The organism is Bradyrhizobium sp. Rc3b (assembly GCF_900114915.1).
Lineage (GTDB): Bacteria > Pseudomonadota > Alphaproteobacteria > Rhizobiales > Xanthobacteraceae > Bradyrhizobium.
The window spans coordinates 228,057-250,957 of the sequence record NZ_FOUS01000005.1; the positions used below are offsets into that span (position 1 = coordinate 228,057).

General features: G+C 64.5%; 20 protein-coding genes. 8 read left to right on the forward strand and 12 right to left on the reverse strand.

Annotated elements, in window-relative coordinates:
* Nucleotides 1-12: 12 nt before the first annotated feature.
* The 4 genes from BM190_RS13715 to BM190_RS13730 form a co-directional block, all read right to left on the reverse strand.
* Entirely contained in the window at nucleotides 13-705 is a 693-nt protein-coding gene (locus BM190_RS13715) for an amino acid ABC transporter permease (RefSeq protein ID WP_018321510.1), read from the reverse strand.
* A 3-nt stretch (nucleotides 706-708) separates the two neighbouring features.
* On the reverse strand, nucleotides 709-1,440 hold the full coding sequence (locus tag BM190_RS13720; protein WP_018321509.1) for an amino acid ABC transporter permease: 732 nt from the start codon (nucleotides 1,438-1,440) through the stop codon (nucleotides 709-711).
* Nucleotides 1,441-1,555: 115 nt separating this feature from the next.
* The gene (locus BM190_RS13725) at nucleotides 1,556-2,467 is read right to left on the reverse strand and encodes an amino acid ABC transporter substrate-binding protein (protein ID WP_092255403.1); all 912 of its coding nucleotides are present in this window, start codon (nucleotides 2,465-2,467) and stop codon (nucleotides 1,556-1,558) included.
* A 101-nt stretch (nucleotides 2,468-2,568) separates the two neighbouring features.
* Nucleotides 2,569-3,954 (reverse strand): M20 family metallopeptidase, encoded by a 1,386-nt coding sequence (locus BM190_RS13730; protein WP_092255406.1) that lies wholly within the window; start codon nucleotides 3,952-3,954, stop codon nucleotides 2,569-2,571.
* 274 nt (nucleotides 3,955-4,228) lie between these two features.
* Between BM190_RS13730 and BM190_RS13735 the strand changes: the two genes are divergently transcribed.
* Nucleotides 4,229-5,608: an LLM class flavin-dependent oxidoreductase gene (locus tag BM190_RS13735; protein ID WP_092255409.1), complete on the forward strand. Its 1,380-nt coding sequence runs from the start codon at nucleotides 4,229-4,231 to the stop codon at nucleotides 5,606-5,608.
* Between the two features lie 144 nt (nucleotides 5,609-5,752).
* Here the strand turns inward: BM190_RS13735 and BM190_RS13740 are convergent, their stop codons facing one another.
* From BM190_RS13740 to BM190_RS13755, 4 genes are all read right to left on the reverse strand, one after another.
* Nucleotides 5,753-7,414 (reverse strand): thiamine pyrophosphate-binding protein, encoded by a 1,662-nt coding sequence (locus tag BM190_RS13740; RefSeq protein WP_092255412.1) that lies wholly within the window; start codon nucleotides 7,412-7,414, stop codon nucleotides 5,753-5,755.
* Nucleotides 7,415-7,674: 260 nt separating this feature from the next.
* A complete protein-coding gene (locus BM190_RS13745; protein WP_092255415.1) occupies nucleotides 7,675-8,178 on the reverse strand; it encodes a GFA family protein in 504 nt (167 codons plus the stop codon).
* Between the two features lie 123 nt (nucleotides 8,179-8,301).
* Complete coding sequence (locus BM190_RS13750; protein WP_092255417.1) at nucleotides 8,302-9,429, reverse strand: alkene reductase; 1,128 nt, start codon at nucleotides 9,427-9,429, stop codon at nucleotides 8,302-8,304.
* Nucleotides 9,430-9,546: 117 nt separating this feature from the next.
* Nucleotides 9,547-11,043 (reverse strand): aldehyde dehydrogenase family protein, encoded by a 1,497-nt coding sequence (locus tag BM190_RS13755; protein ID WP_018321502.1) that lies wholly within the window; start codon nucleotides 11,041-11,043, stop codon nucleotides 9,547-9,549.
* A gap of 182 nt (nucleotides 11,044-11,225) precedes the next feature.
* Between BM190_RS13755 and BM190_RS13760 the strand changes: the two genes are divergently transcribed.
* Nucleotides 11,226-12,071 (forward strand): SDR family NAD(P)-dependent oxidoreductase, encoded by an 846-nt coding sequence (locus BM190_RS13760; protein WP_092255420.1) that lies wholly within the window; start codon nucleotides 11,226-11,228, stop codon nucleotides 12,069-12,071.
* A 159-nt stretch (nucleotides 12,072-12,230) separates the two neighbouring features.
* Here the strand turns inward: BM190_RS13760 and BM190_RS13765 are convergent, their stop codons facing one another.
* From BM190_RS13765 to BM190_RS13775, 3 genes are all read right to left on the reverse strand, one after another.
* Nucleotides 12,231-12,437: a hypothetical protein gene (locus BM190_RS13765; protein WP_092255423.1), complete on the reverse strand. Its 207-nt coding sequence runs from the start codon at nucleotides 12,435-12,437 to the stop codon at nucleotides 12,231-12,233.
* A gap of 181 nt (nucleotides 12,438-12,618) precedes the next feature.
* Nucleotides 12,619-12,894: a YiaA/YiaB family inner membrane protein gene (locus BM190_RS13770; RefSeq protein WP_018321499.1), complete on the reverse strand. Its 276-nt coding sequence runs from the start codon at nucleotides 12,892-12,894 to the stop codon at nucleotides 12,619-12,621.
* Nucleotides 12,895-12,934: 40 nt separating this feature from the next.
* The gene (locus tag BM190_RS13775) at nucleotides 12,935-13,630 is read right to left on the reverse strand and encodes a PspA/IM30 family protein (RefSeq protein WP_092255426.1); all 696 of its coding nucleotides are present in this window, start codon (nucleotides 13,628-13,630) and stop codon (nucleotides 12,935-12,937) included.
* 103 nt (nucleotides 13,631-13,733) lie between these two features.
* On the opposite strand from BM190_RS13775, the gene BM190_RS13780 reads away from it, so the two are divergent.
* From BM190_RS13780 to BM190_RS13790, 3 genes are all read left to right on the forward strand, one after another.
* Nucleotides 13,734-14,342, forward strand: a complete 609-nt coding sequence (locus tag BM190_RS13780) for a TetR/AcrR family transcriptional regulator (protein WP_092255429.1) — start codon at nucleotides 13,734-13,736, stop codon at nucleotides 14,340-14,342.
* A gap of 169 nt (nucleotides 14,343-14,511) precedes the next feature.
* Complete coding sequence (locus BM190_RS13785) at nucleotides 14,512-15,783, forward strand: DUF892 family protein (RefSeq protein ID WP_092255432.1); 1,272 nt, start codon at nucleotides 14,512-14,514, stop codon at nucleotides 15,781-15,783.
* 150 nt (nucleotides 15,784-15,933) lie between these two features.
* Nucleotides 15,934-17,556 (forward strand): ABC transporter substrate-binding protein, encoded by a 1,623-nt coding sequence (locus tag BM190_RS13790; RefSeq protein WP_092255434.1) that lies wholly within the window; start codon nucleotides 15,934-15,936, stop codon nucleotides 17,554-17,556.
* On the opposite strand, the gene BM190_RS13795 is transcribed toward BM190_RS13790, so the two are convergent.
* Complete coding sequence (locus tag BM190_RS13795; protein WP_092255437.1) at nucleotides 17,553-18,896, reverse strand: glycoside hydrolase family 3 N-terminal domain-containing protein; 1,344 nt, start codon at nucleotides 18,894-18,896, stop codon at nucleotides 17,553-17,555. The genes BM190_RS13790 and BM190_RS13795 overlap by 4 nt on opposite strands.
* Before the next feature lie 188 nt (nucleotides 18,897-19,084).
* Here BM190_RS13795 and BM190_RS13800 point away from each other — a divergent pair, with 188 nt between their 5' ends.
* Genes BM190_RS13800 through BM190_RS13810 form a run of 3 tightly spaced genes read left to right on the forward strand, consistent with a single transcriptional unit; the run spans nucleotide 19,085 to nucleotide 22,893 of the window.
* On the forward strand, nucleotides 19,085-20,593 hold the full coding sequence (locus BM190_RS13800; protein WP_177237067.1) for a DUF4153 domain-containing protein: 1,509 nt from the start codon (nucleotides 19,085-19,087) through the stop codon (nucleotides 20,591-20,593).
* 12 nt (nucleotides 20,594-20,605) lie between these two features.
* Complete coding sequence (locus tag BM190_RS13805; protein WP_092255443.1) at nucleotides 20,606-21,310, forward strand: response regulator; 705 nt, start codon at nucleotides 20,606-20,608, stop codon at nucleotides 21,308-21,310.
* A complete protein-coding gene (locus BM190_RS13810; RefSeq protein WP_092255447.1) occupies nucleotides 21,307-22,893 on the forward strand; it encodes an ATP-binding protein in 1,587 nt (528 codons plus the stop codon). The genes BM190_RS13805 and BM190_RS13810 overlap by 4 nt, the downstream gene beginning before the upstream one ends.
* The last annotated feature ends 8 nt before the right edge of the window (nucleotides 22,894-22,901 follow it).

Consider the following 22,901-nt stretch of genomic DNA (forward strand, 5'->3'; position numbering starts at 1 on the left):
GACCGACACGCTCTATCGAATGATGGCGATGCGCGCCTGGAGGCGACGGACGCCGAAGGACGCGATACAGGAAATGGTGAAGTAGACGACGGCTGCGAACAGATACATTTCGACGAGACGCCCGTCGCGCTGCGCGACCTTGCTCGCCGCTCCCAGGAAGTCCGTGATCGAGAGGACATAGACCAGCGAGGTGTCCTGGAACAGCACGATGGTCTGCGTGATCAGGACCGGCAGCATGTTGCGGAAAGCTTGCGGCAACACGACGTAGCGCATGGTCTGGGCGTAGGTCAGCCCCAGCGCGCTGGCCGCGGCCGGCTGGCCGCGCGAGATCGACTGGATGCCGGCGCGCATGATCTCGGAGAAGTACGCCGCCTCGAACATGATGAAGGTGATGAGCGAGGATGCGAACGCGCCGACGCTGATGGGACGCGAGGCGCCGGTTAGCCACTGCCCGATATAGGGCACCAGGAAGTAGAACCAGAAGATCACCAGCACCAGCGGCAGCGAGCGCATGAAGTCGACATAGACCCCGGCGATCCGGCCGAGCAGCTTGAGGCCCGACAGGCGCATCAGGGCGAGCGCCGTGCCGAAGACGAGGCCACCGAGGGCTGCAAGGCCCGTCAGCGTCAGTGTGAACGTCATGCCCTCGTAGAACAGATAGGGCAGAGCGCGGCGGATGACGTCGAAATCGAGATTGCCGAACATCGCTTATTTCCCCGTGATGTAGCCGGGGATCGCGACCCAGCGTTCGAGGAAGCGCATCGCGGTCACCACGACGGCGTTGACGAGGAGATAGAGGATGGTCGCGGCGGTGAAGGCCTCGAACACCTGGAACGAGAATTCCTGCATCGAGCGCGCCTGTCCGGTCAGCTCCAGCAGGCCGATGGTGATCGCGACCGCCGTGTTCTTGATGGTGTTGAGGAACTCCGACGTCAGCGGCGGCAGGATGATGCGGAACGCCATCGGCAGCAGCACGTAGCGATAGCCCTGCACGGTGGTCAGACCCAGCGCGGTCGCCGCCATCTTCTGCCCGCGCGGCAGTGAGCCGATGCCGGCCTGCAGCTGCACGGCCACGCGCGCCGACATGAAGAAGCCGACGCCGATCGCCGCCGTCCAGAACGGCGCGTTCGGCAATTGCTTGAGCCAAATGCCGGCGGCCTTCGGCAGCAGCTCCGGCAGCACGAAGAACCACAGGAACAGCTGCACCAACAGCGGCATGTTGCGGAAGAATTCGACATAGGCGAAGCCGAACCAGTTCGCCCCCTTCGACGGCAGCGTGCGCATGACGCCGACGATCGAGCCGGTGATCAGCGCGATGACCCAGGCCAGCGCCGCGGTTTTCAGGGTCAGCGCCAGGCCCGACAGCAGCATGTCGAGATAGGTGCCCGTCCCCATCGGGTTCGGCTGGAAAAAGATTCCCCAGTTCCAGTTATAGTTCACGTGTCCCCCGCGCGAACGCGCCAGTCAGAGATATCCTGGCCGCCTATGCAAATGTCCGGCCACCCCTGTGTCAAGAGTGGCCGGACATGATCCCGATCGAAAGATCGAGGTTATCTTACTTATAGTCGTCCGGGTTCGGCGAGTCCGTCGGCTTGGCGAACTCGTTCTTCAGCTCGGCCGAGATCGGCGTGTTGAGGTTCAGGCCCTTCGGCGGGATCTTGGCGGTGAACCACTTGTCATAGATCTTCTGGGCCTCGCCGGACGTATAGAGCGCCGCGGTCGCCGCATCGACCACCTTCTTGAAGGCGGCATCGTCCTTGCGCAGCATGATGCCGTAGGGCTCCGGCTTGGAGAATGCGTCCTTGGAGATGACGTAGTCAGCCGGCGACTTCGAGCCGGCGACGAGGCTGGCGAGCAGGATGTCGTCCATCACGAAGGCAACCGCGCGGTCGGTCTCGACCATCAGGAAGGCTTCGGCGTGGTCCTTGGCCGGAATGATGTTGGCGCCGAGCTTTTTCTCGACGTTGGCCTCGGTCAGCTGCTTGATGTTGGTGGTTCCCGCGGTCGAGACCACGGTCTTGCCCTTGAGGTCTTCGATCGACTTCAGGCCGCTCGACTTCTTGAAGACGTAGCGGCTCGCGGTCAGGTAGTGGGTGTTGGTGAAGGCAACCTGCTTCTGGCGCTCGGCATTGTTGGTGGTCGAGCCGCATTCGAGGTCGATGGTGCCGTTCGCCATCAGCGGGATACGGGTCGCCGACGTCACCGGGTTGAGCTTGACCTCGAGCTTGTCGAGCTTGAGCTCCTTCTTCACGGCGTCGACGATCTTGTAGCAGATGTCCATCGCAAATCCGACGGGCTTCTGATTGTCGTCGAGATAGGAGAAGGGGATCGAGGAGTCGCGGAAGCCCAGCGTGATGGCGCCGGTGTCCTTGATGTTCTTCAGCGTGCCTGTCAGCTCCTGGGCCCCGGCCTGGCTGACGGCGAAGGTCGCGGCGAGCGCGAGCCCAATGCTACGGAAATGTTTCACTTTTTTGGTCCCCTTTCAGGATGATGCGGCCCGGATGCAAGCACAGATTGGGCCGGATTAGAATGTGACTTTCGGCTGGCTTGCGGCAGAGGTTAATGGGCTCAGGTCAGCGGCTTGGGCAATTCCCCGAGATCCCAGAACAGGCCGGCCATCACCGTCAAGGCTTCTTCCGTCAATGGCAGCAGGATGTGCTCATTGGGCGCATGCTGGGAGCAGCCGGGATAGGAGTGCGGGACCCAGATCGTCGGCAGACCCAGGATCTCGGAGAATACGTCGTTGGGCAGCGAGCCGCCGAAGTTCGGCAGCACCGCCGGCGGCTTGCCGGTGGTCTCTTTCACCGAATCCGCCGCCCATTTGATCCAGGGGCTGTCGAAATCGGTGCGCGATGCAGCAAAGCTCTGCGCCGCCCGCACCTCGACCATCGAAAAGCCCTTCTGGACAAGATGCGCGCGGATCGCCTCGATCAGGCCGCCGACCTCGGTGCCGACCACGAAACGCAGTTGCAGCACGGCATTGGCATGGCCCGGAATGGCGTTGGCCGGCTTCTCGATATTGCCGGATGACATCGCCAGCACTTCCAGCGTGTTCCAGGCGTAAAGCCGCTCGGCGGCCGACAGCCCCTCCTCGCCCCAGTTCTCGGCAAGCGCCGGCTCGTCCTCGGTCGGCACCACCTGTACGTCGGCAAGATAGCTGCGGATCTGGTTGCTGAGGCGCGGCGGTTTCAGGGCGTCGAGCTGCAGGCGGCCATGGCCGTCGACCAGCGTCGAGATCGCATTCACCAGAATGGTCGCGGGGTTGGCGAGCACGCCGCCCCAATTGCCGGAATGGTGGCCGCCATCGCGCAGGTTCACATCCAGATGAATGCGGATGCCGCCGCGGCATCCCAGGAACAGCGTCGGGCGGTCGGCGGACAGGCGCGGCCCGTCGGAGGCCATGAACAGGTCGGCCTTGAGCGCGTCGCGATTGAGGTCGCACACCTTGCCCAGATCGGGTGAGCCGATCTCCTCGCCCATCTCGACGATGAACTTGGCGTTGAAGCCGAGCTTGCCGCCACGGGCGTCGCGCACCGCGCGGAGTGCCGCCATGTTGATGCTGTGCTGGCCCTTGTTGTCGGCGGTGCCGCGGCCATAGAGCCGCGTGCCCGCAACCGTCGTGCGCCAGGGATCGCGGCCCTCGCGCCACTCGCCCTCCATGCCGTCGACGACGTCGCCATGGCCGTAGATCAGCACGGTGGGCGCTGAGGCGTTTTCGTGATGCTCGGCGAACAGGAACGGCGACTTGCCACTGGGGGACTCGACGATGCGGCTGGTAAAATCCAGCGCGGCAAACGCCGGCTGCATCTCCTGTTCCAGATAGGCGCGCAGCTCGGCGCCGCGCGAGGGATTCTGGCTTTCGGTCTTGAAGGCGACGCGGCGGTCGAGTTCAGCGAGGAACGCACCGGATTTGAAATCCTCACGGGCGCGGGCGATGGCGTCGGCTCTGGTCATGACTTGCTTTTCGAGACTTTGAGACAAAGGACACTACCCGAGACAGGTGGCCCTTCGAAAGTGGCGGGGACGTCGATAGTTCTTGGAGTTCTCTTGAACTTCTCTTGTAGTTCTCTTGGGAATTCGTTCTTGCTCTCTTGAGACTGGCTTGCCAAGGGCGGCAGCCCGCTGATTTTGGCCTTGCCAAGCGCAGGTTATATGCAAGAACTTCGCCAAGTTCGGGCGCACATCTACCATTCGAAGAGCGCTCAGTATAGAGCGCCGGGGAACGATCATGGCCAAGCAGATCAGGCTCAATGCCTTTGCGATGAATTGCGTCGCGCACCAGTCGCCGGGCCTGTGGACTCATCCACGCGACCGCACCGCCGAGTATAACCGCCTGCCCTACTGGATCGATCTTGCCAGGACACTGGAGCGCGGCCGTTTCGACGGGCTGTTCCTGGCCGACGTGCTCGGCGTCTACGACGTCTACGGCAACAGTCCTGACGCTGCCTTGCGCAACGCAGCACAGACGCCGTCGAACGAGCCGCTGCTGCTGCTCTCGGCGATGGCCGCGGTGACGAAAGACCTCGGCTTCGGCGTCACCAGCAATCTGTCGTTCGAGCCGCCCTATCCGTTCGCGCGGCGGATGTCGACGCTGGACCATCTCACCGAGGGCCGGATCGGCTGGAACGTCGTCACCGGCTATCTCGACAGTGCCGCGCGTGGCGCCGGCAAGGACAAGCAGACCGGGCATGACGACCGCTACGACATCGCGGACGAATATATGGAGGTGGTCTACAAGCTCTGGGAAGGGAGCTGGGAGGACGACGCCGTGCTACGCGACCGCAAGCGCGGCATCTTCACCGATCCCAGCAAGGTTCACCGCATCAATCACGAGAGCGCGAACTACCGCATCAACAACACCATCCATCTCAGCGAGCCCTCGCCCCAGCGCACGCCGGTCCTGTACCAGGCCGGCACCTCGCCGCGCGGCCGGCAGTTCGCGGCCAAGCATGCCGAATGCGTGTTCATGTCGGGACCGTCGGCCAAGATCATCGGGCCGCGTGTCGCCGCGATCCGCCAGGAGGCCGCCGCGGTCGGCCGCGATCCGGCTGAGATCCTGATGTTCAACATGATGACGATCATCCTCGGCAACACGGAAGCAGAGGCTGCGGCGAAATATGCCGACTACCGGTCGCATATCAACCCGGAAGGCGCGCTGGCCCTGATGTCGGGCTGGACCGGCATCGACTTCTCCGGCTACGAGCTCGACCAGCAGGTCCGTCACGTCCAGAACGATGCCGGTCGCAGCGCACTCGACAACGTCACCCGCGGCGATCCGGACCGCGTCTGGACCGTGCGCGACGTCATCGAGCATGTCGGCATCGGCGGCGCCGGCCCTGTCGTGGTCGGCACGCCGGAGATGGTCGCGGACAAGATCGAGGACTGGTTCGAGAAGACCGACGTCGACGGCCTCAACGTCGCGTTTGCGATCTCGCCCGGCGATTTCGAGGATATTGCCGACATGCTGGTGCCGGAGCTGACGCGGCGCGGACGGTACAAGTCGGAATACGCCAAGGGCACGCTGCGGGAGAAGCTGTTCGGCGCCGGCCGCGCAAGGCTCGATGCGCCGCATCCGGCGGCCGGATATAGGGTGGGGAGGAAGGGGTAGTTGCCACGTCCTAGGTGTCGTCCCCGCGAACGCCGGGACCCATAACCCCAGGGAGTGGTTTGGCGAAGACTCCTTGTTCGGGATTAGCTCTGTCCGCAATCGATAGATCGCGCGGTGGGTCCCGGCGTTCGGAAGCAGCCTGCCCTACACCTTCCCGTCCACCATCACCTCGATCAGCTTCGTCCCCGGCCGATTGAACGCCGATGCCAGCGTCGCCTTCAGCTCGCGGGGATCGCTGACCTTGATCGCCTCGCAGCCGAGCGCCTTGGCGACGCCGGCGAAATCCACGGGCGGATCGACGAAATCCATGCCGACATAATTGTCGTCGCCGTGGAAAGCGAGCAGGCGCTGCTTGATGATGCGGTAGCCACCATTGTTGACGATGACGACGTTGAGCGGCAGCTTGTGATGCGCCGCGGTCCATAGCGACTGGATCGAATACATCGCACTGCCATCGCCCGAGAAGCAGACGACCGGACGATCAGGATTGGCGATGCTAGCGCCGACCGAGGCCGGCAGGCCCCAGCCGATGCCGCCCGAGGCAAGACCGTGATAGCCGTAGCGATCGCGATGCGGCCGCAGCGCCGTCACTTGACGGCTGGAGGTGAGGCCTTCGTCGACCAGGATGGCATTGTCAGGCATGGCCTCGACCATTTGCAGCACCAGGAAGTCCGGATCGATTGGCGTGCGGCCAGCGCTCTTGCCGATCTGCTCGACCAGCGCCGCGCGGCGTGCGGTCCAGTTCTTCGGCGCGAGTTCGGCGAGACGCTGCTTGGCGCGGCTCGCCAGTGTCGCGCCACCCATCTCTTTCAGCACCGGGATCAGCGCGCGCAAGGTTTCCTTCAGATCCGCCTTCAGGGCGATCTCGACGCCATAATTCTTGGCGATCTCCCAATCGACGAGGCCGATCTGCACGACACCGAGACCATCCGGCAGCGCATCAACCTCGCTATAAACAGACATCCGCAACGGATCGCCGCCGAGCGCGATCAGGAGGTCGTATGGCGCAAGCGTATCGCGCGCGACCTTCTGCACGCGTGCCAGCGTGCCGACGAAGCTCGGGCTCTCCGACAGGAAGTGCGAGCCATAGGGCGTCGAGGACTGAAAGGCCGCCGCGCCGAGCAGTTCGGCAAGTTCGGCGGCCTCCTTCAGCGCATCGCTCTTGACCACCTCGTCCATGGTGACGATCACGGGGCGCTCCGCCCTGAGCAGGCGCGCAGCAAACGCCTTGAGCGCTTCGTCCGACGGTCTCGTCCGCGCGTCGATGCGGGTGGAGCGGCCGAGATCGATCCCGGCTTCGCTGTTCAGGATGTCGCCGGGCAGCGAGATGAACACCGGCCCCGTCGGCGGCGTCGTCGCAATCTTGGCGGCACGGCGCACGATGCGCGGCAGATCCTCCAGCCGCGTCACCTCCACCGCCCACTTCACCAGCGGCTCGGCCATGCGCACCAGCGGGCCATACAGCACTGGCTCCATCAGGCCATGGCCCTGCTCCTGCTGGCCGGCGGTCAGGATCATCGGCGTACCCGTGAACTGGGCGTTGTAGAGCGAGCCCATCGCGTTGCCGAGGCCGGGCGCGACATGGACGTTGCAGGCGACGAGCTTTCCCGAAGCGCGGCTATAGCCATCGGCGATCGCGACCACCAGACTCTCCTGCATCGCCATCACGTAGGTGAGGTCTGGATGGTCCTTCAGCGCATGCATGATCGGCAGCTCGGTGGTGCCGGGGTTGCCGAACAGATGCGTGATGCCCTCGTCCTTGAGCAGCGCGAGAAAGGCGGAGCGGCCGGTGATCTTGTTCTTCATGTTTCCTCCAGGAGCGGACGTTGCCGCAAGGACTGAAAGCATGATGGCCGAAGTCGCGGGAGGCGCGCAAGGAAGCGTGGTCATGGCTGCGTTGCATGGAAACCCCGCTCGTGTCCCGGACGCGACGCAGCGCGCAGCGGTGCGGCGCAGAGCCGGGACCCAGTTGCTCGCCGCATTCTCCGCCGTATGGGCCCCGGCTCAGCGGAGCGTCACTTCGTGCCGCACCGCTTCCGGGGCACGAGAGCGGAGTACGTTGCGCATTACATCTCCTCCCGCCCCAGCTCGAACGGATCCTCGCCACCCGCCCGCTTCTTCTTTTTCGAGCGCTGCCAGACCACGCCCGGAAAGCCTTTCAGCGGCACCAGCGGCTCGCCGGTATAGGCCCAATCCTGCAGCTCCTCGATCGCGATGTGATAGAGCGGCTGGCGGCCGGTGCGCTCCCTAAAGAGCGCACGCGGGATGTTGACCATGTGCGGACCGCGCGGACGTTCATAGGCGATCGGCGTCCCGCATTGCGAGCAGAAGCTGCGCGTGGTCCTGGTGGACTTGTCCTCGTAGCGCGTCAGAGCCGTCTTGCCTGACGTAATGCGAAACCGCTTCTTCCAGCTGCCGACATAGGTCGCGTACGCCGCGCCGTGAGCGCGGCGGCTGGAGGCGGAGTGATCGTGCCAGGCCCAGCGCGCAGGGATATCGATCTCGAAGGTGACCTTGCCGCAGAGGCATTGCCCGGTGGCGAGGCCTGCGGCGGCTGCGGCTTTGGCCATTTGTGTTTTCCCTGCTGTCATTCCGGGATGGTGCGAAGCACCAGACCCGGAATCTCGAGATTCTCCGGTGCGCAATTGCGCACCATAGTTCGATGCTACGCATCGCCCGGATGACGGAAGAGATCAGGCCGGCGTCAGCTCGTCATAAACAGGATAATCCGTGTACCCCTTCTCCTCGCCGCCGTAGAACGTCGCGCGGTTGTACGGGGTGATCGGATAGTCATGCTCCAGCCGCCGCGGCAGGTCGGGGTTGGAGATGAAGATGCGGCCGAAGGCAATGATGTCGGCGTGCCCCTCGGCGATCGCGGCATTGGCGGTCTCGCCGGTGAAGCCTCCGGCGGTCATCAGCACGCCGCTGTAGTGCGGACGGAACAGCACCATCGCGGAAGGCACGTTCTCCCAATGGACGTCGGCACGGCCGGCGCCGCTGGAGCGCGGCTCGATGAAGTGCAGATAGGCAAGGCCGAGCTTGTCGAGCGCCTTCACCACGTGTGTATAGAGCGGCATCGGGTCGGGCTCGCCGGAATCATTGGCGATGCCGTGGGGCGACAGCCGCACGGCGACGCGGTTGGCGCCCCAGACATCGATCGCGGCCTGCGTGACCTCGAGCAGCAGCCGCGCGCGGTTCTCGATTCCGCCGCCATATTGATCGGTGCGCTGGTTGCTGCGTGATTGCAGGAATTGCTCGAGCAGATAGCCGTTGGCACCGTGGATCTCGACGCCGTCGAATCCGGCCGCGAGCGCATTCTTCGCGCCTTGCCTGAAGGCCTCGACGATACCCTTGACCTCCTCGGTCTCCAGCGCTCGCGGCGTCTCATAGTCCGAGATCTTGCCGTCGGCCGTCATCGCCTTCATGCCCTCGGCCTTGATCGGGATCGCCGAAGCCGAAACCGGCAGCTCGCCGCCGTGGAAGGAGGAATGCGAGACGCGGCCGACATGCCAGAGTTGGAGGAAGATGATGCCGCCCTTGGCGTGCACCGCATCCGTCACCTTGCGCCAGCCGGCGATCTGCGTTTCCGAATAGATGCCGGGCGTCGCGGGATTACCGCGGCCATGCGAGAGCACCGGCGAGGCTTCGGCGATGATCAGGCCACCTTGCGTCGCACGCTGGCCGTAATATTCGGCGTTGAGCGGCCTCGGAGAAAAGCTCGCGCGCTCGGCCCGCATGCGTGTCAGCGGCGCCATCGCCACGCGATGCGCAAGCTTGTACGGCCCGACCTGCAACGGTCTAAACAACGCCTCGAATTTCATGCTGACCCCGAATTACTTTGGAAGGATGCGGATCATATAGCGAGGGGCGGCCCCCGGAAAAGGCGCCGCCCCACAAAAGCAGATATTCCCTCTCGCGGAAGGCGGAGAGCACAGGGGCTAGGCCGTCTTGACCCAGACGGCCTTCACGTTGAGATATTCCTCGACATGCTGCTTGCCGGACTCGCGGCCATAGCCGCTCATCTTGTAGCCGCCGAAGGGCACGGCCGGGTCCATGGCCTGGTAGCAGTTCACCCAGACCGAGCCGGCGCGCAGCGACTTTGCAACCGCATGCGCCTTGCTGACGTCGCGCGTCCACAGGCCCGAGCCGAGGCCGAAGGTGGTGTTGTTGGCGCGCTTGACCAGCTCGTCCATGTCCTTGAATGCGATCGCTGAGATGACGGGGCCAAAAATCTCCTCCTGCGCGATGCGCATGTTGTCCTGAACGCCCGCGAACACGGTCGGCGAGACGAAGAAGCCCTTCGACAATGCCCCCTCGGTGACGCGGCCCCCGCCGGCGAGCGCCTTCGCGCCTTCCTTCTGGCCGATGTCGAGATAGCCGGTGACGCGCTCGAGCTGCTGCTCGGACACCAGCGGGCCGATCTGCACATTGGGATCGAGACCGTTGCCGACCTGCAGCTTCTTGCCGAACTCGGCGACGCGGCCGACGAACTCCTCGTAGATCGACTGCTCGACGAACAAGCGCGTGCCGGCGCTGCAGATCTGCCCCGAATTGGCGAACACCGCCATCGCCGCACCCGGCACTGCGGCGTCGAGATCGGCGTCGGCGAACACGATGTCCGGCGACTTGCCGCCGAGCTCGAGCGAAACACGCTTGAGGTTACCGGCGGAGGCGCGGATGATCGACTGACCCGTGACGTGCGAGCCGGTGAAGGCGACCTTGTCGACGTCATGATGCGAGGCGAGCGCGGCGCCCGCGGTCTCGCCATAGCCGGGCACGACGTTGACGACGCCGGGCGGAATGCCGGCCTCCATCGCCAGCTCGGCGATACGCAGCGATGTCAGCGGCGCCTCTTCGGCGGGCTTGAGCACCACGGTGCAGCCGGTCGCGATCGCCGGGCCGATCTTCCAGATCGTCGCGGTCAGCGGGCCGTTCCAGGGAATGATGGCGCCGACGACACCGATCGGCTCCTTCAGCGTGTAGGAGAAGATTTCGCCGGGCAGCGAGTTCTCGATGGTCTCGCCGTGGATCGCCGTGGTCTGGCCGGCGTAATAACGCAGCATGCCGACGGCGCGCAGACGATAGGCCCGGGTGCGGCTGAGAGGCGCACCCATGTCGAGGGTGTCGAGCTGCGACAATTCGTCGAAATTCTTCTCGACGAGATCGGCGAGCTTGAGCAGCAGATTCTGCCGCTCGAACGGTTTCACTTTGCTCCAGGGGCCCTCGAAGGCGCGGCGGGCGGCGGCAACCGCACGATCGATGTCTTCCTTGTCGCCCTCGGCGACGGTGGCGAGCAATTCGCCGGTGGCAGGGTTGTGAGTCTCGAAGCGCTTGCCTGAGGCTGCGTCGACCCACTTCCCGTCGATCAGCATCTGCTTGTAGGACCCATTCGCGAACGGATGGCGCGTGATCGGAATAGCCTGCGACACAGCCATGGCTGCACTCCCTGTCAGGTGATTTATTGGTTCGATCTGGGCGGGATCGTTGGGATGAAGGATACAGCCGTGCCGGATAGGCGTAAAGGCAGCGCCGAACGAAGACCTCCCATGCCAACTTGTGCAGGGTCGGAGTGCTGCCATGTTATAACGCGACGAAGAGTCCTCCCCGGAGATGATCCATGCCACATCCCGCCATCGTCAAAGACAATGTCGCCGTGATCACAGGTGGCGCATCCGGAATCGGATTTGCGGCGGCCGCAGCGTTCGCGCGCGCCGGCATGAAGGTGTGTATCGCGGACGTGGACCAGAAGCGGCTGGCGGACGCTGCGACAAAACTGTCATCCGTCACGGTTGCCACGAACGTGATGACCTTCGCCGTCGATGTCAGCAGCGCGGAGAGCGTGACGGAACTGGAACACGCCGTGGCTGCGCAGTTCGGCGGAACGGACCTGCTCATGAATAATGCCGGCATCCAGCCGGGCAGCACGCTGTTCGGCGAACCCGACAATTGGCAGCGCATCATCGCCGTCAATATGTGGGGCATCATCAACGGCTCGCGCATCTTCGCGCCCAACATGATCGCACGCGGCAAGACCGGCCTCATCATCAACACCGGCTCGAAGCAGGGCATCACCACACCGCCGGGCGACCCCGCCTACAATGTCTCCAAGGCCGGCGTGAAGGCATTTACCGAAGCGCTTCAGCACGAGCTGCGCAACATGAGAGACTGTCGCGTCACGGCACATTTGCTTATTCCCGGCTTCGTCTTCACCGGCCTCACCGCGAAGGGGCGCACCGAAAAGCCGGACGGCGCGTGGACGCCGGAGCAAACGGTCGATTTCATGCTGGCGCGGCTGGAGGCGGGCGATTTCTACATCCTGTGCCCGGACAACGACGTGCCGCGCGCGCTCGACGAGAAGCGCATGCAATGGGCCGCCGGCGACATCGTCGAGAACCGCCCGCCGCTGTCGCGCTGGCACCCGGACTACGCGGACGCGTTCACCAGGTTCGTGGAAGGGAAATAACTGTCAGACCCTCATGGTGAGGAGCGCGCCCTTGCGCGCGTCTCGAACCATGCAGGCCCGGCTGCAACAGCCCGGCCTCGATCCTTCGAGACGCCCGCTTTCAGCGGGCTCCTCAGGATGAGGGTTGGAGTGTTCGCGGCGCGGTAAGTCGCAACCGCCCTACAGCGTCTCTTGCTGATGCCCGCAATTCTTGCAAGCGAACTTGACCCGGGTCTGGCCTTTTTCCGCCTGGATCCGGTTCGGCGCGCCGCACTTGCCGCAGACGGCCTCGATGCGGGTCGCGCCCTGCTTGACGACGATGGTCTTCTTTTCCATCGATTCGCGGATCAGGCGCTCGGCCTCCTCACGCAGCGATTGTTTCGACAAAGCTCGTCTCCGCCTCTGGAAAGCGCGAGAGCCATAACGCACCTGCGTTCGAAGTACAATGCGGGATGCGGATCGGAAGGCCCGATCAAAACGTCATTCCGGGTGGTCGCGGACGCGAGAGCCGCGGCGCGACGCTCCGCGGCTCTCTTGCTCGTGGTCCGATTGGCGCAAGGCACATTCTTCAAGCCGCCTTGGAAACCTCCATCAGCAGCCGTTCGGCCTTGGCATCCTCGATGCGGTTCACCAGCCGGCTGCTCTCGTGATTGTCGCGCACGGTCTTGGTCAGGGTGATGCAGGTCTGGATCAGCATCACGATGCCCATGGTGAGATAGCCCTTCATCCAGAGGTCGATCGGCAGGAAGAAGATGCCGATGGCAATGAGGAACGCGGAGGCTGCGAAGGACGCGTAAGTGAAGGTCACCCAGGCGCTGCTATGGGGTTGGCCGTTCTGGTTCATGATCGTCTCCTGTTGGTTCGAATGATGATGGGGTTGGGGATCAGGCAGTCGGCGCGCGCTTGGACTTCAACCGGACCAGCACGTCGTCCGCAGTCGTCTTCAGCCGGGGGCCAAAACCCTGCTCGGCGAGTCTCTCGGCGGTGGCGAGCGGACCGGTGGCCGCATCGAGCTCGACCAGCGCATCATCGGCCGCCTGGGCCTCCACCTGCCGCTCGCGCAGGCGCCGCAGGGTGCTCTCCGCCTCCGGCAGCGTGGATTCGTAAGGGCGTGCCGCCTCGATGCCGCTGCGGCGAAGCGAGCGCACCGCCTCCGAGGCGCGGGCGACGCGGCGGCCGCGATCGAGCTCGGTGATGCGGGCCTGCGCGGTTGCGACGTGTCGCTTCAGCCGGGCGATCTCGGTCGCGAACAAGGCGCGGGCCGTCATCGCCGCATCGCGGTCGGCCTCCAAGCCTGCGATGGCTTCGGCAGCGTCCCTGGCGAGATCCTCGCGGCCGCCGTCGAGCGCCGCAACCGCGCGCGTCTCGAGATCGGCAATGCGGGCGATCGTCGCCTCGAGCTTGCGGCCTTCCTGCTGATCCTGCGCGATGGCCAGGGCCAGCGTCCGCTTGCTGCGCTCGACGGCGGCTGCCGCATCCCGCATCTGCTGGTCGAGGATCAGAAGGGCAGTTCGGTCTTCCAGCTCTTCGCCGGCGGCGGCCACGCTGCCGCGGAAAAGTGTCACGACGGTCTTGAACATCTGTTGCTCCCTGTTATGAGCGTTGCTCACAGAACCTTTGTAGCAACAACCTTGAACATTGTTCAAGAGAAATTTGAGCAACGCTCAAGAATTTTGCCGACATATGTCTAAAGCCTTGGAACGTCGAGAGAAACTTCGATCCGCGCTCATCCTGGCGGCGGAACGGATGATCGCGGACCGTGGTTTGTCAGGGCTGAAAACCCGCGATCTCGCCCGCGAGATCGGCTGCGCCAATGGTGCGGTCTATAATCTCGTGGCCGACATGGACGAGCTGATCCTGCGTGTGGGGTCGCGCACGTTGCTCCGGCTCGACGAGGCGCTGAGCGTGGCGGAAGGCGCGGGCGTCCCCTCGCCGCAGGAGACCCTGGTCCGCATCGCCATCGCCTATTGCGATTTCGCGGCGGAAAATCTCCAGCTCTGGCGCGCGCTGTTCGAGCACCGCATGGAGGCCGACAAGGTCGTCCCCGACTGGTCCGTCGCGGATCAGATGCAGCTGTTCCGCCACATCTACCAGCCGCTGGCCGCGCTGTTTCCAAAGCGCGGCCAGGAGGAGCTCGGCATCACCGCGCGCAGCCTGTTCTCGGCGGTGCATGGCATGGTGGCGCTGGGGTTGGAGCAGAAGCTGGTCGCCGTGCCGCTACCGGCGCTGCGCAAGGAAATCGCAGGCCTCGTGCGCGCGATGATTGACGGACTGATCGCGCGGGCGCCGTAGAGCCGCGCAGCAGCGGGATCGTAGAGATCTCGCCTGCACCAACGAACGTGCATATGCGCTCCGCTTTACTTCCTCGCACAGCACCGGATCCGAATCTCGACGAGAGTAGGAACGAACATTCCGAGGGTCGGTTGACGCGCATAGTTTCCCTCAGAGCGCGAGCCCTCCCATGTATCATCACGTCAAAAAACTGATGTTCACCGTGCGTGTCGACGAACCCGATCCCCGCTTCGGCAATATGCTGCTCGAGCAGTTCGGCGGCGCCAACGGGGAACTCGCGGCCGCGATGCAATACTCGATTCAAGGTTTGAATTGCGAGGACCCCGACCGCAAGGATCTCTTGATGGATATCGGCACCGAAGAGCTCAGCCATCTCGAAGTCGTCGGTTGTCTCGCACGGATGCATCTTGCGCCTTCGAAGAACGACCGCCAGGCGGCGGAAGCCGATCCGCTGATTGCGATCGCCGGCGGCGGCGGCGTCAACCTGTTCAATTCGCAAGGCAATCCCTGGACCGCCGACTATCTCAAGATCACCGGCGAGCTCGACGTCGACCTCCGCAGCAACATCGCCGCCGAAGCGCGCGCGAAGATCGTCTATGAACGGCTGATCAATTTCTGCGACGACGCCGGCAGCAAGGACGCACTCCAGTTCCTGATGACGCGGGAGATCACTCATATGAAGGCGTTCGCGCGAGCGCTCGAAAGCCTGTCGAAGCCGGCCTTCAGCGTCGGCAGGATCGCGCCGACGCCCGGCCTGGTGAACCAGTACTTCAACGATTCCACCGGCAGCGGTGAGCACGGCGAAATCGACACCCGCGGTCCCTGGAACGAGGGTGAGGACTGGGTGTTCACGGAATCGCCCGCGCTGCAGTCCGCCGATCCCGGCGCCGGCACGCCGATCGTCACGGAGAGCTCACCGCCCGTCGACGAAGCCGGCCTGACCGATCTGCTGCTCCATGAACTGCGCGACATTCTCCATGCCGAGAAGCAGTTGACCAAGGCGCTTCCCAAGATGGCGCAGGCCGCCCGCTTCGACCAGTTGCGGGAATTGTTCGAGCAGCATCTGGCCGAGACCGAGAATCAGATCGAGCGCATCAACGAATGCTTCGAGCTGCTCGGCGAGAACGCTCGCGCCAAGCCTTGCAAGGGCATGATGGGCCTCATCGAGGAAGGCCAGGAGGTCATGAAGGAAGGCGAAGAACAAGAGGACGCAGCCGCCGACCTCGCACTGATTTCTGCGGCTCAACGCGTCGAACATTACGAGATGTCCGGCTATACCACCGCACGCAACCTGGCACAGCAGCTCCGGCATAGCGCAGTGGTCGCCCTGCTCTCCAAATCCCTCGCCGAAGAGGAAAACGCCGATCTCCTGCTCAATCAGGTCGCGCGATCGCTGATGTCGGTTGCGAAGATGCCTGCCGCTCTGGAGCAGGCCGAATAGGAAGCGCCTGGCGCAACGCACCGGCGCACTGAATGAAACCGCCTCGCGCCGTCGCGCGAGGCGGCCGGCCATGGATACGGTACGATCATTCGTGCCGGTGGCACACACCTTGCCTCTCGATACCGGACAATTGCCGGACAGGAGGCCCCCATGAGCAGTTCACCCTTCCATATCAGCCGCCGCAGCGTGGTGCTCGGCGGCGTGGGTGCCGCCGGCATCAGCGCCGTCGCGCCTTCCTTCGCCTGGGCGCGGGGCCGGAGCGAGACGCTGCTGGTGGTGCAGGAGCTGGGTCCGAACTCGCTGGACATGCAGGGCGTCGGCTCCAACCAGACCGTGAACGGGCTATCGTGGAATTGCTACGACCGCCTGCTCTCCTACGCCTCCAAGACGCTGCCGGACGGAACGCTGTCGTATGATCGCGAGAGGCTCGCGCCCGAACTCGCCGAGAGCTGGGAGGTCGCGGCCGACGGCATGTCCTGCACCTTCCGCCTGCGAAAAGATGCAAAATTCCACGACGGGACGCCGGTTACGGCCAAGGACGTGAAATGGTCGTTCGACCGCGCGGTGAAGGTCGGCGGCTTTCCGACCTTCCAGATGTCGGCGGGATCGCTGGAAAAGCCCGAGCAGTTCGTAGTCGTCGACGATCACACTTTCCGCATCGACTATGTCCGCAAGGACAAGATGCTGCTGTTCAACGTCGCCGTCGTGGTGCCGTTCATCATCAATTCCGAGCTGGCGAAGAAAAATGCGACGGTTGAAGACCCGTGGGCGCTGGCGTGGCTGAAGAACAACGAGGCCGGCGGCGGCGCCTACAGGATCGAGAGCTGGAAGCCCGGCAGCGAGACCGTGCTGGCGCGCTTCGACGACTGGAAGAGCGGACCGTTGCCGAAGATCAGGCGCGTGATCGCACGCGACGTTCCCTCCGGCGGCACGCGCCGCGCCATGCTGGAGCGAGGCGATGCGGACTTGTCGAGCGGCTTTGCGCCGCGCGATTTCGACCAGCTGATCAGGGAAGGCAAGGTCAGGGTGTCGGGCGTGCCGATCCCCAATGCGCTCTGGTACGTTGCTCTGAACACCGCAAAGCCGCCGTTCGACAACGCCAAGCTGCGCCAGGCCATCGCCTGGGCGATGCCGTATGAGCAGATCCAGAGCAGCGCGTTCTTCGGCCGCGCCGTTCCCATGTACGGCGGCGCCGCCGACGTTTCAAAGCCGGTTTGGCCGCAGCCGTTTCCCTATGTCACCGATCTCGACAAGGCCAAGGCGTTGATGAAGGAAGCCGGCTTCGCCTCTGGCCTGGAGACGACCTTGTCGCTCGACACAGGCACCGCGACCGTCGGCGAGCCGACCGCGATCCTGATCCAGGAGAACCTCGCCAAGATCGGGATCAAGGCGGGAATCGAAAAGACCCCCGGCGCAAACTGGCGGACGACGCTGAATAAAAAAGAGCTGCCGCTTGCGCTCAACCGTTTCAGCGGCTGGCTCGATTATCCCGAATATTACTTCTACTGGAATTTCCACGGCAACAACTCGATCTTCAACATCTCCTCCTACCAGAACAAGGAGATGGACGCGCTGATCGACAAGGCCCGCTTCACCGCGGACGCGGCCGAGTACGACCAGTGCGTGAAGGACTTCATCGCGCTCTGCATGCGCGACGTGCCGATCGTTCCGCTCAACCAGCCGATCCACGACGTCGCCATGCAGAAGGCCGTCACCGGCTACGAGTTCTGGTTTCACCGCGAGCCGGACTACCGTCAGTATGTGAAAAGCTAGTCCTGGCGGGCGAGGCTGATCGCGCCCGAGCCTACGAGTGCCTGCTCGATCGGAAATCCTCTTTCCAGACGCGTCGCGCTTGCGCGCAGCATCGCCGCATCGAGCCGGCCCTGCCGCCAGCCGTCCAGAGCGCAGGCGAAGACGCGGTAGAACTGCGTTCCGTCATAGGCGACCAGCAGCAGGTCGACGCCGGCATTGATCGCCTCGACCACGGCCTTGCAGACGTCGTTCTGGTAGATCGCCCCCATCACGAGGTCGTCGGTCATCACCATGCCCTGGTAGCCCCATTTGTCCCGGAGAATGCCATCGACGACGCGCTTGGAATGCGAGGCCGCACGGTCGGGATCGACCGCGGTCAGCGTGACATGGCCGACCATCAGCGCGCTACGCGAATGCGACAGCACCTCGCGGAACGGAAGCCAGTCGGTGGCTTCCAATTCCCCAACCGGTGTATCGAGATTGGCACTGAAATGATGCGTGTCGTTGCGCACGCGGCCGATGCCCGGAAAATGCTTGAGCGTGGCACCGACGCCGGATTCTTCCAGCCCGCGGACATAGGCACTTGCGATCGTGCTGACGACAGCAGGATCGGTTGCAATTGCGCGCTGGCCGATCAGCGTGTGGAAATCGAGACGGTTGCGCCTCGCCGGCGGCTTGAGGTCGAGCACCGGCGCGAGATTGAGGTTGACGCCAAGCGCACTGAGCTCGTGTCCGTGAATGCGGCCGAATTCTTCGGCTTTGGCTTGCTGGTCGTCGGGCGCCAGCCCGGTGAGCGTCGCCAGCGCCGGCACCTTGGTCAGCGGCGGGGCAAGATGCCCGACGATGCCGCCTTCCTGGTCGGCAGCGACGACCAGCGGCGGCAGGCCCGCCGCGCGCCGCTTGTCCTGAAGCGCCGAGATTTCGGCACGTAGCGCCGCAATCGTCCGGCCCCGGATGTTGTGCCGGGTCACGTAGACGCCGCCGATCAATCCCTGCTCGGCCAGCCGCGCGACCTCGGGAAACGAGGAATAGCCGACCATGAAATGAGGCCCGAGCTGTCGCGCCTCGGCGGCGCTTGCGCCGAGAACGTCGTGCTTGCGCAGCTCGAACTTCAGATGTGCCGCGGACATCAGGAGCGGCGACAAGCACCAGAGCGTGACGAGCAGCTTGCCCGCGATACTACGCCAGCGCCCGCGGCGCAGCAGGAGAACGACGATCGCGATGCTTGCGACGACAAGCGCGATGTTTCCGGCGCCGCGCAACGGGACCAGATAGGGATCGTTCTTGTTCGCGGCCGCGAATGCGACCACAGGCGCGGCAAGCCAGAGCAGGATGAGACCGATACGGCGGAGGAATTGCATGATGCATCACGCGCTGGGAGTGGCGATGCTTCGCACCTATCAAAGCGATTTGCGCTGGGCGAGAGGCAAAAGCGCGCCTGCACGAAAACTGCAAAAGACTCCTGAAACCGTGCAGACGATGATCCCGGCTTCTGCACAAGCACCGTTCAGACTTCGTGATGCCACCCATCACGAAAGGTCTTCTGGACATGACGAGCCTGGCTTCGACGATAGCAGCGGACCTCCAGCCGCTCAGGCATTCCTCCATTCCGGCCAAGCTCGGCCTCGCGCTGGTGCTGGCCGCACTGGCGGACTGGCTGTTCTATGGCCACCGGATCGGCCTATCGCTGGCCCTCTTTGCCGTCGCCACGGCTTGCGTGTCGGTGCTCTTCAATCACGCGGCCCTGAACCTGCGGCGCGCCCTGATCGCCACAGCCATTCTCATCGCCGGCCTCGCACCGGCCGTCGAGGAGCTCAACGCGATCTCGTTGCTGATCCTCGGCGCGGCTCTGCTTATCGCCCTGCTGCTGGCGACCAATCCGGAGACGACCGGGCTCGCCGACCGCGTCCGCGCGCTACGCAACTTCGTCCTGCTCGGCCCCTTCAGGTTCTTCCTCGATGCGCCTCAGGGGTTCAACGCGTCGGCGCTGACCCGCGGCATCGCGCGCTGGCTGCTCCCGGCAGCACTCAGCACGGTCTTCGTCGCGCTGTTCGCCGCGGCCAATCCGGTGATCGAGCAATGGGTGTCCCTGCTCAATCCGAAACTCATCCTCCAATATATCAGCATCCCGCGCGCACTGTTCTGGGCCTTGATGCTGGCGTTGGTCTGGCCGTTCATCCATGTGCGCTGGCGGCGCAAATCCATAGTCGCCACCGCCGTCGCGGACGGACCTGTGCCGCCGCCGCTCCCGCCGCTGGTCTCGGCGGAGTTTCTTGGCCCCTCCACCATCCTGCGCTCGTTGATCCTGTTCAACCTGCTGTTCGCGGCGCAGTCCATTCTCGACGGCATCTATCTCTGGGGCCATATGGCGCTGCCGGACAATCTGACCTATGCGGGCTATGCGCATCGCGGCGCCTATCCGCTGATCGTGACCGCCCTGCTCGCGGCGGCTTTCGTGCTTGTTGCGATGCGCCCGGGCGGGCCGGCTGAGAAATCGCCAGTGATCCGCCCGCTGGTCTATCTCTGGGTCGGGCAAAACGTGCTTCTCGTCGCCTCCTCCATCCTTCGCCTCAACCTCTACGTCGACATCTACATGCTGACCTACTGGCGGATCGCGGCCTTCATCTGGATGGGGCTGGTCGCGCTCGGACTGGTCCTGATCGTGACCCGCATCGCCCTCAACCGGTCCAACCAATGGCTCGTGGGCGTCAATCTGATCGCGCTCGCGATCGTGCTCTATGGCTGCTCACTCGTGAACTTCGATGCCTTCATTGCCGACTACAATGTCAGCCACAGCCGGGAAGCATCGGGCAACGGCGTGCAGATCGACATCGACTATCTCCTGACGCTCGGACCGCAGGCACTCCCCGCCATCGACAGGGCCATCGCACTTCGGCCCGGCGCCAGCGAGAGCTGTCTTGTGTCGCGACGCGACCGCCTTGTAGAACAGCAGCGTCAGGATCTGGCCTGGCGGAGCTGGGGCTTTCGGAGCTGGCGACTGCAGCGCAGGCTGGACGCGCAGGCGAAAGATCAGACCGGCAGCCGGCCGGCAGGGTGAGCGGAGACTTTCTTGGCGCATCGCATTCTCATCGTCGACGACGAAGGCCATATCCGCGAGGTCATCCGCGTTGCGCTGAAGAAGGCCGGCATGGACGTGATCGAGGCCCGCGACGGCAAGGAGGCGCTCAGCCGCTTTGCCGCCGACAGGCCCGATCTGATCGTGCTCGACATCGGTATGCCCGAGTTCGACGGCCTCGATGTCTGCCGCGAGATCCGCAAGACGTCCGACGTGCCGATCCTGTTCCTGTCGGCGCGCGACGAGGAGATCGACCGCATCCTCGGCCTCGAGATCGGCGGCGACGACTACGTGACGAAGCCGTTCAGCCCGCGCGAGCTGGTGGCGCGGGTCAACGTGATCCTGCGCCGGCTCAGTCCGCGCAACGGCGAGATCAAGGCGGGTCCCACCGCGCTGTCGCAAGGCGGCCTGCTGATCGATCCCGAGCAGCATGTCGCGACCTTTGCCGGCACGCCGCTGAAGCTGACCGCGATCGAGTTCGGCATCCTGCGTGCGTTCCTGACCCGACCGACCTCGGTGTTCAACCGCGAGCAGCTGATGCGGGCGGCCTATCAGCTCAACATCCAGGTCTCCGACCGCACCATCGACAGCCACATCCGCAACATCCGAGCCAAGCTCGCCGCGCTGGCCTGCGACAACGTGATCGAGACCATCCACGGCGTCGGCTTCAAGCTCGGCCGCTGCGAGAAAGCGGCATGAGCGCGGCGCCCGACAAATGGCGGCCGTCGCTGGCCCTCGTGATCTTCACGGTGCTGACCACCGTAGGCGTGCTGCCGCTGGTCGGCCTGTTCTTCTTCCGCCTCTATGACAACCAGTTAATCCGCCAGACCCAGGCCGAGCTGATCGCGCAAAGCCGCGTGCTGGCGACGATCTATGCACAGGAGGTCACGGCCAGGCTCGACAGCGGCCTGACGCTCGGCGCCGAGGTGCCGCCGAACGTGCTGCCCGACCCCGGCGACCAGGTCACCCCGATCCGCCCCGCGCTCGATCTCACCGCCAACGATCTGCTGCGCCGGCGGCCGGATGCGCAAGCCGCGTCTCATCCGTCGCAGGCGGCCTATGTCGAGATCGGCGCAAGGCTGACGCCGATCATCCGCGAGACCCAGAAGGTAACGCTGGCGGGCTTCCGCATCCTCGATCCGCAGGGCGTCGTCATCGCCGGGCGGCAGGAGGTCGGCCAATCGCTCGCCCATATCGAGGAGGTCGCGGACGCGCTGCACGGGCAATACCGCGCCACCTTGCGCAACCGCGTGCCGGACAAGCCGCCGCCGCCGATCTATTCCTTCAGCCGCGGCCTCGGCGTGCACGTGTTCTCGGCGATGCCCGTCATCGTCAACAACCGCGTCGCCGGCGTGATCTACACCACGCGGACGCCGAGTAACATCTTCGACCATCTTTATCAGGAGCGCGCCAAGTTCGTGCTGGCCGGGCTCGCCGTCATCCTCGGCACGATCGCGATCGGCCTGGTGTTCTCGCGCACCATCACCCTGCCGATGCGCGAGCTGATCGACCGTGCCGCACGGATCGGCCGCGGCGACCGCGAGGCCTTCCAGCCGCTCCGGCATTACGGCACGCGCGAGTTCGCCCAGCTCTCGCACAGCTTCCTCGGCATGGCCGAGCAGCTGGCGCGACGTTCCGACTATATCGCGACATTCTCGGCCCATCTCACCCACGAGCTGAAATCACCGCTGACCTCGATCAAGGGCGCGGCCGAGCTGCTGCAGGATTCGTATCAAGGCAGGTCTGACGGACTGACGCCGGCCGAGCAGAAGACGTTCATCGCCAACATCCTGTCCGACACTCAGCGGTTGGAGGCGATGGCGCAGCGGCTGCGCGATCTGGCGCGCGCCGAGAGCCTGCCGCAGAACGAGCGCACGGAGCTTGCACCCGTCATCGCCGATCTCAGGAACAGGTTTCCGGCAAGCTCCATCGAGGCCAGCGGCAGCCTCGACCGGGCGATCGGCATGTCCAGCGAAAAGGCGCTGATCGTGCTGTCGCATCTCGCCGACAACGCGATGCGGCACAAGGCCGGGACGATCAGGCTGCATGCTGTGGACGAGCGCACGACCCTGCGTCTGACGGTGAGCAATGACGGCGAGCCGATCTCGGCACCGAACCGCGACAGGATTTTTGATGCCTTCTTCACCACCCGCCGCGACCAGGGCGGCACCGGGATGGGGCTTGCGATCGCGCGGGCGGTGATGGCGAGCCATGGCGGCTCGATCAGGCTGAAGCCGACCGACGAGGGCGCGGCCTTCGAGCTACAATTCCCTGTCGCCTGAGGCGCGAT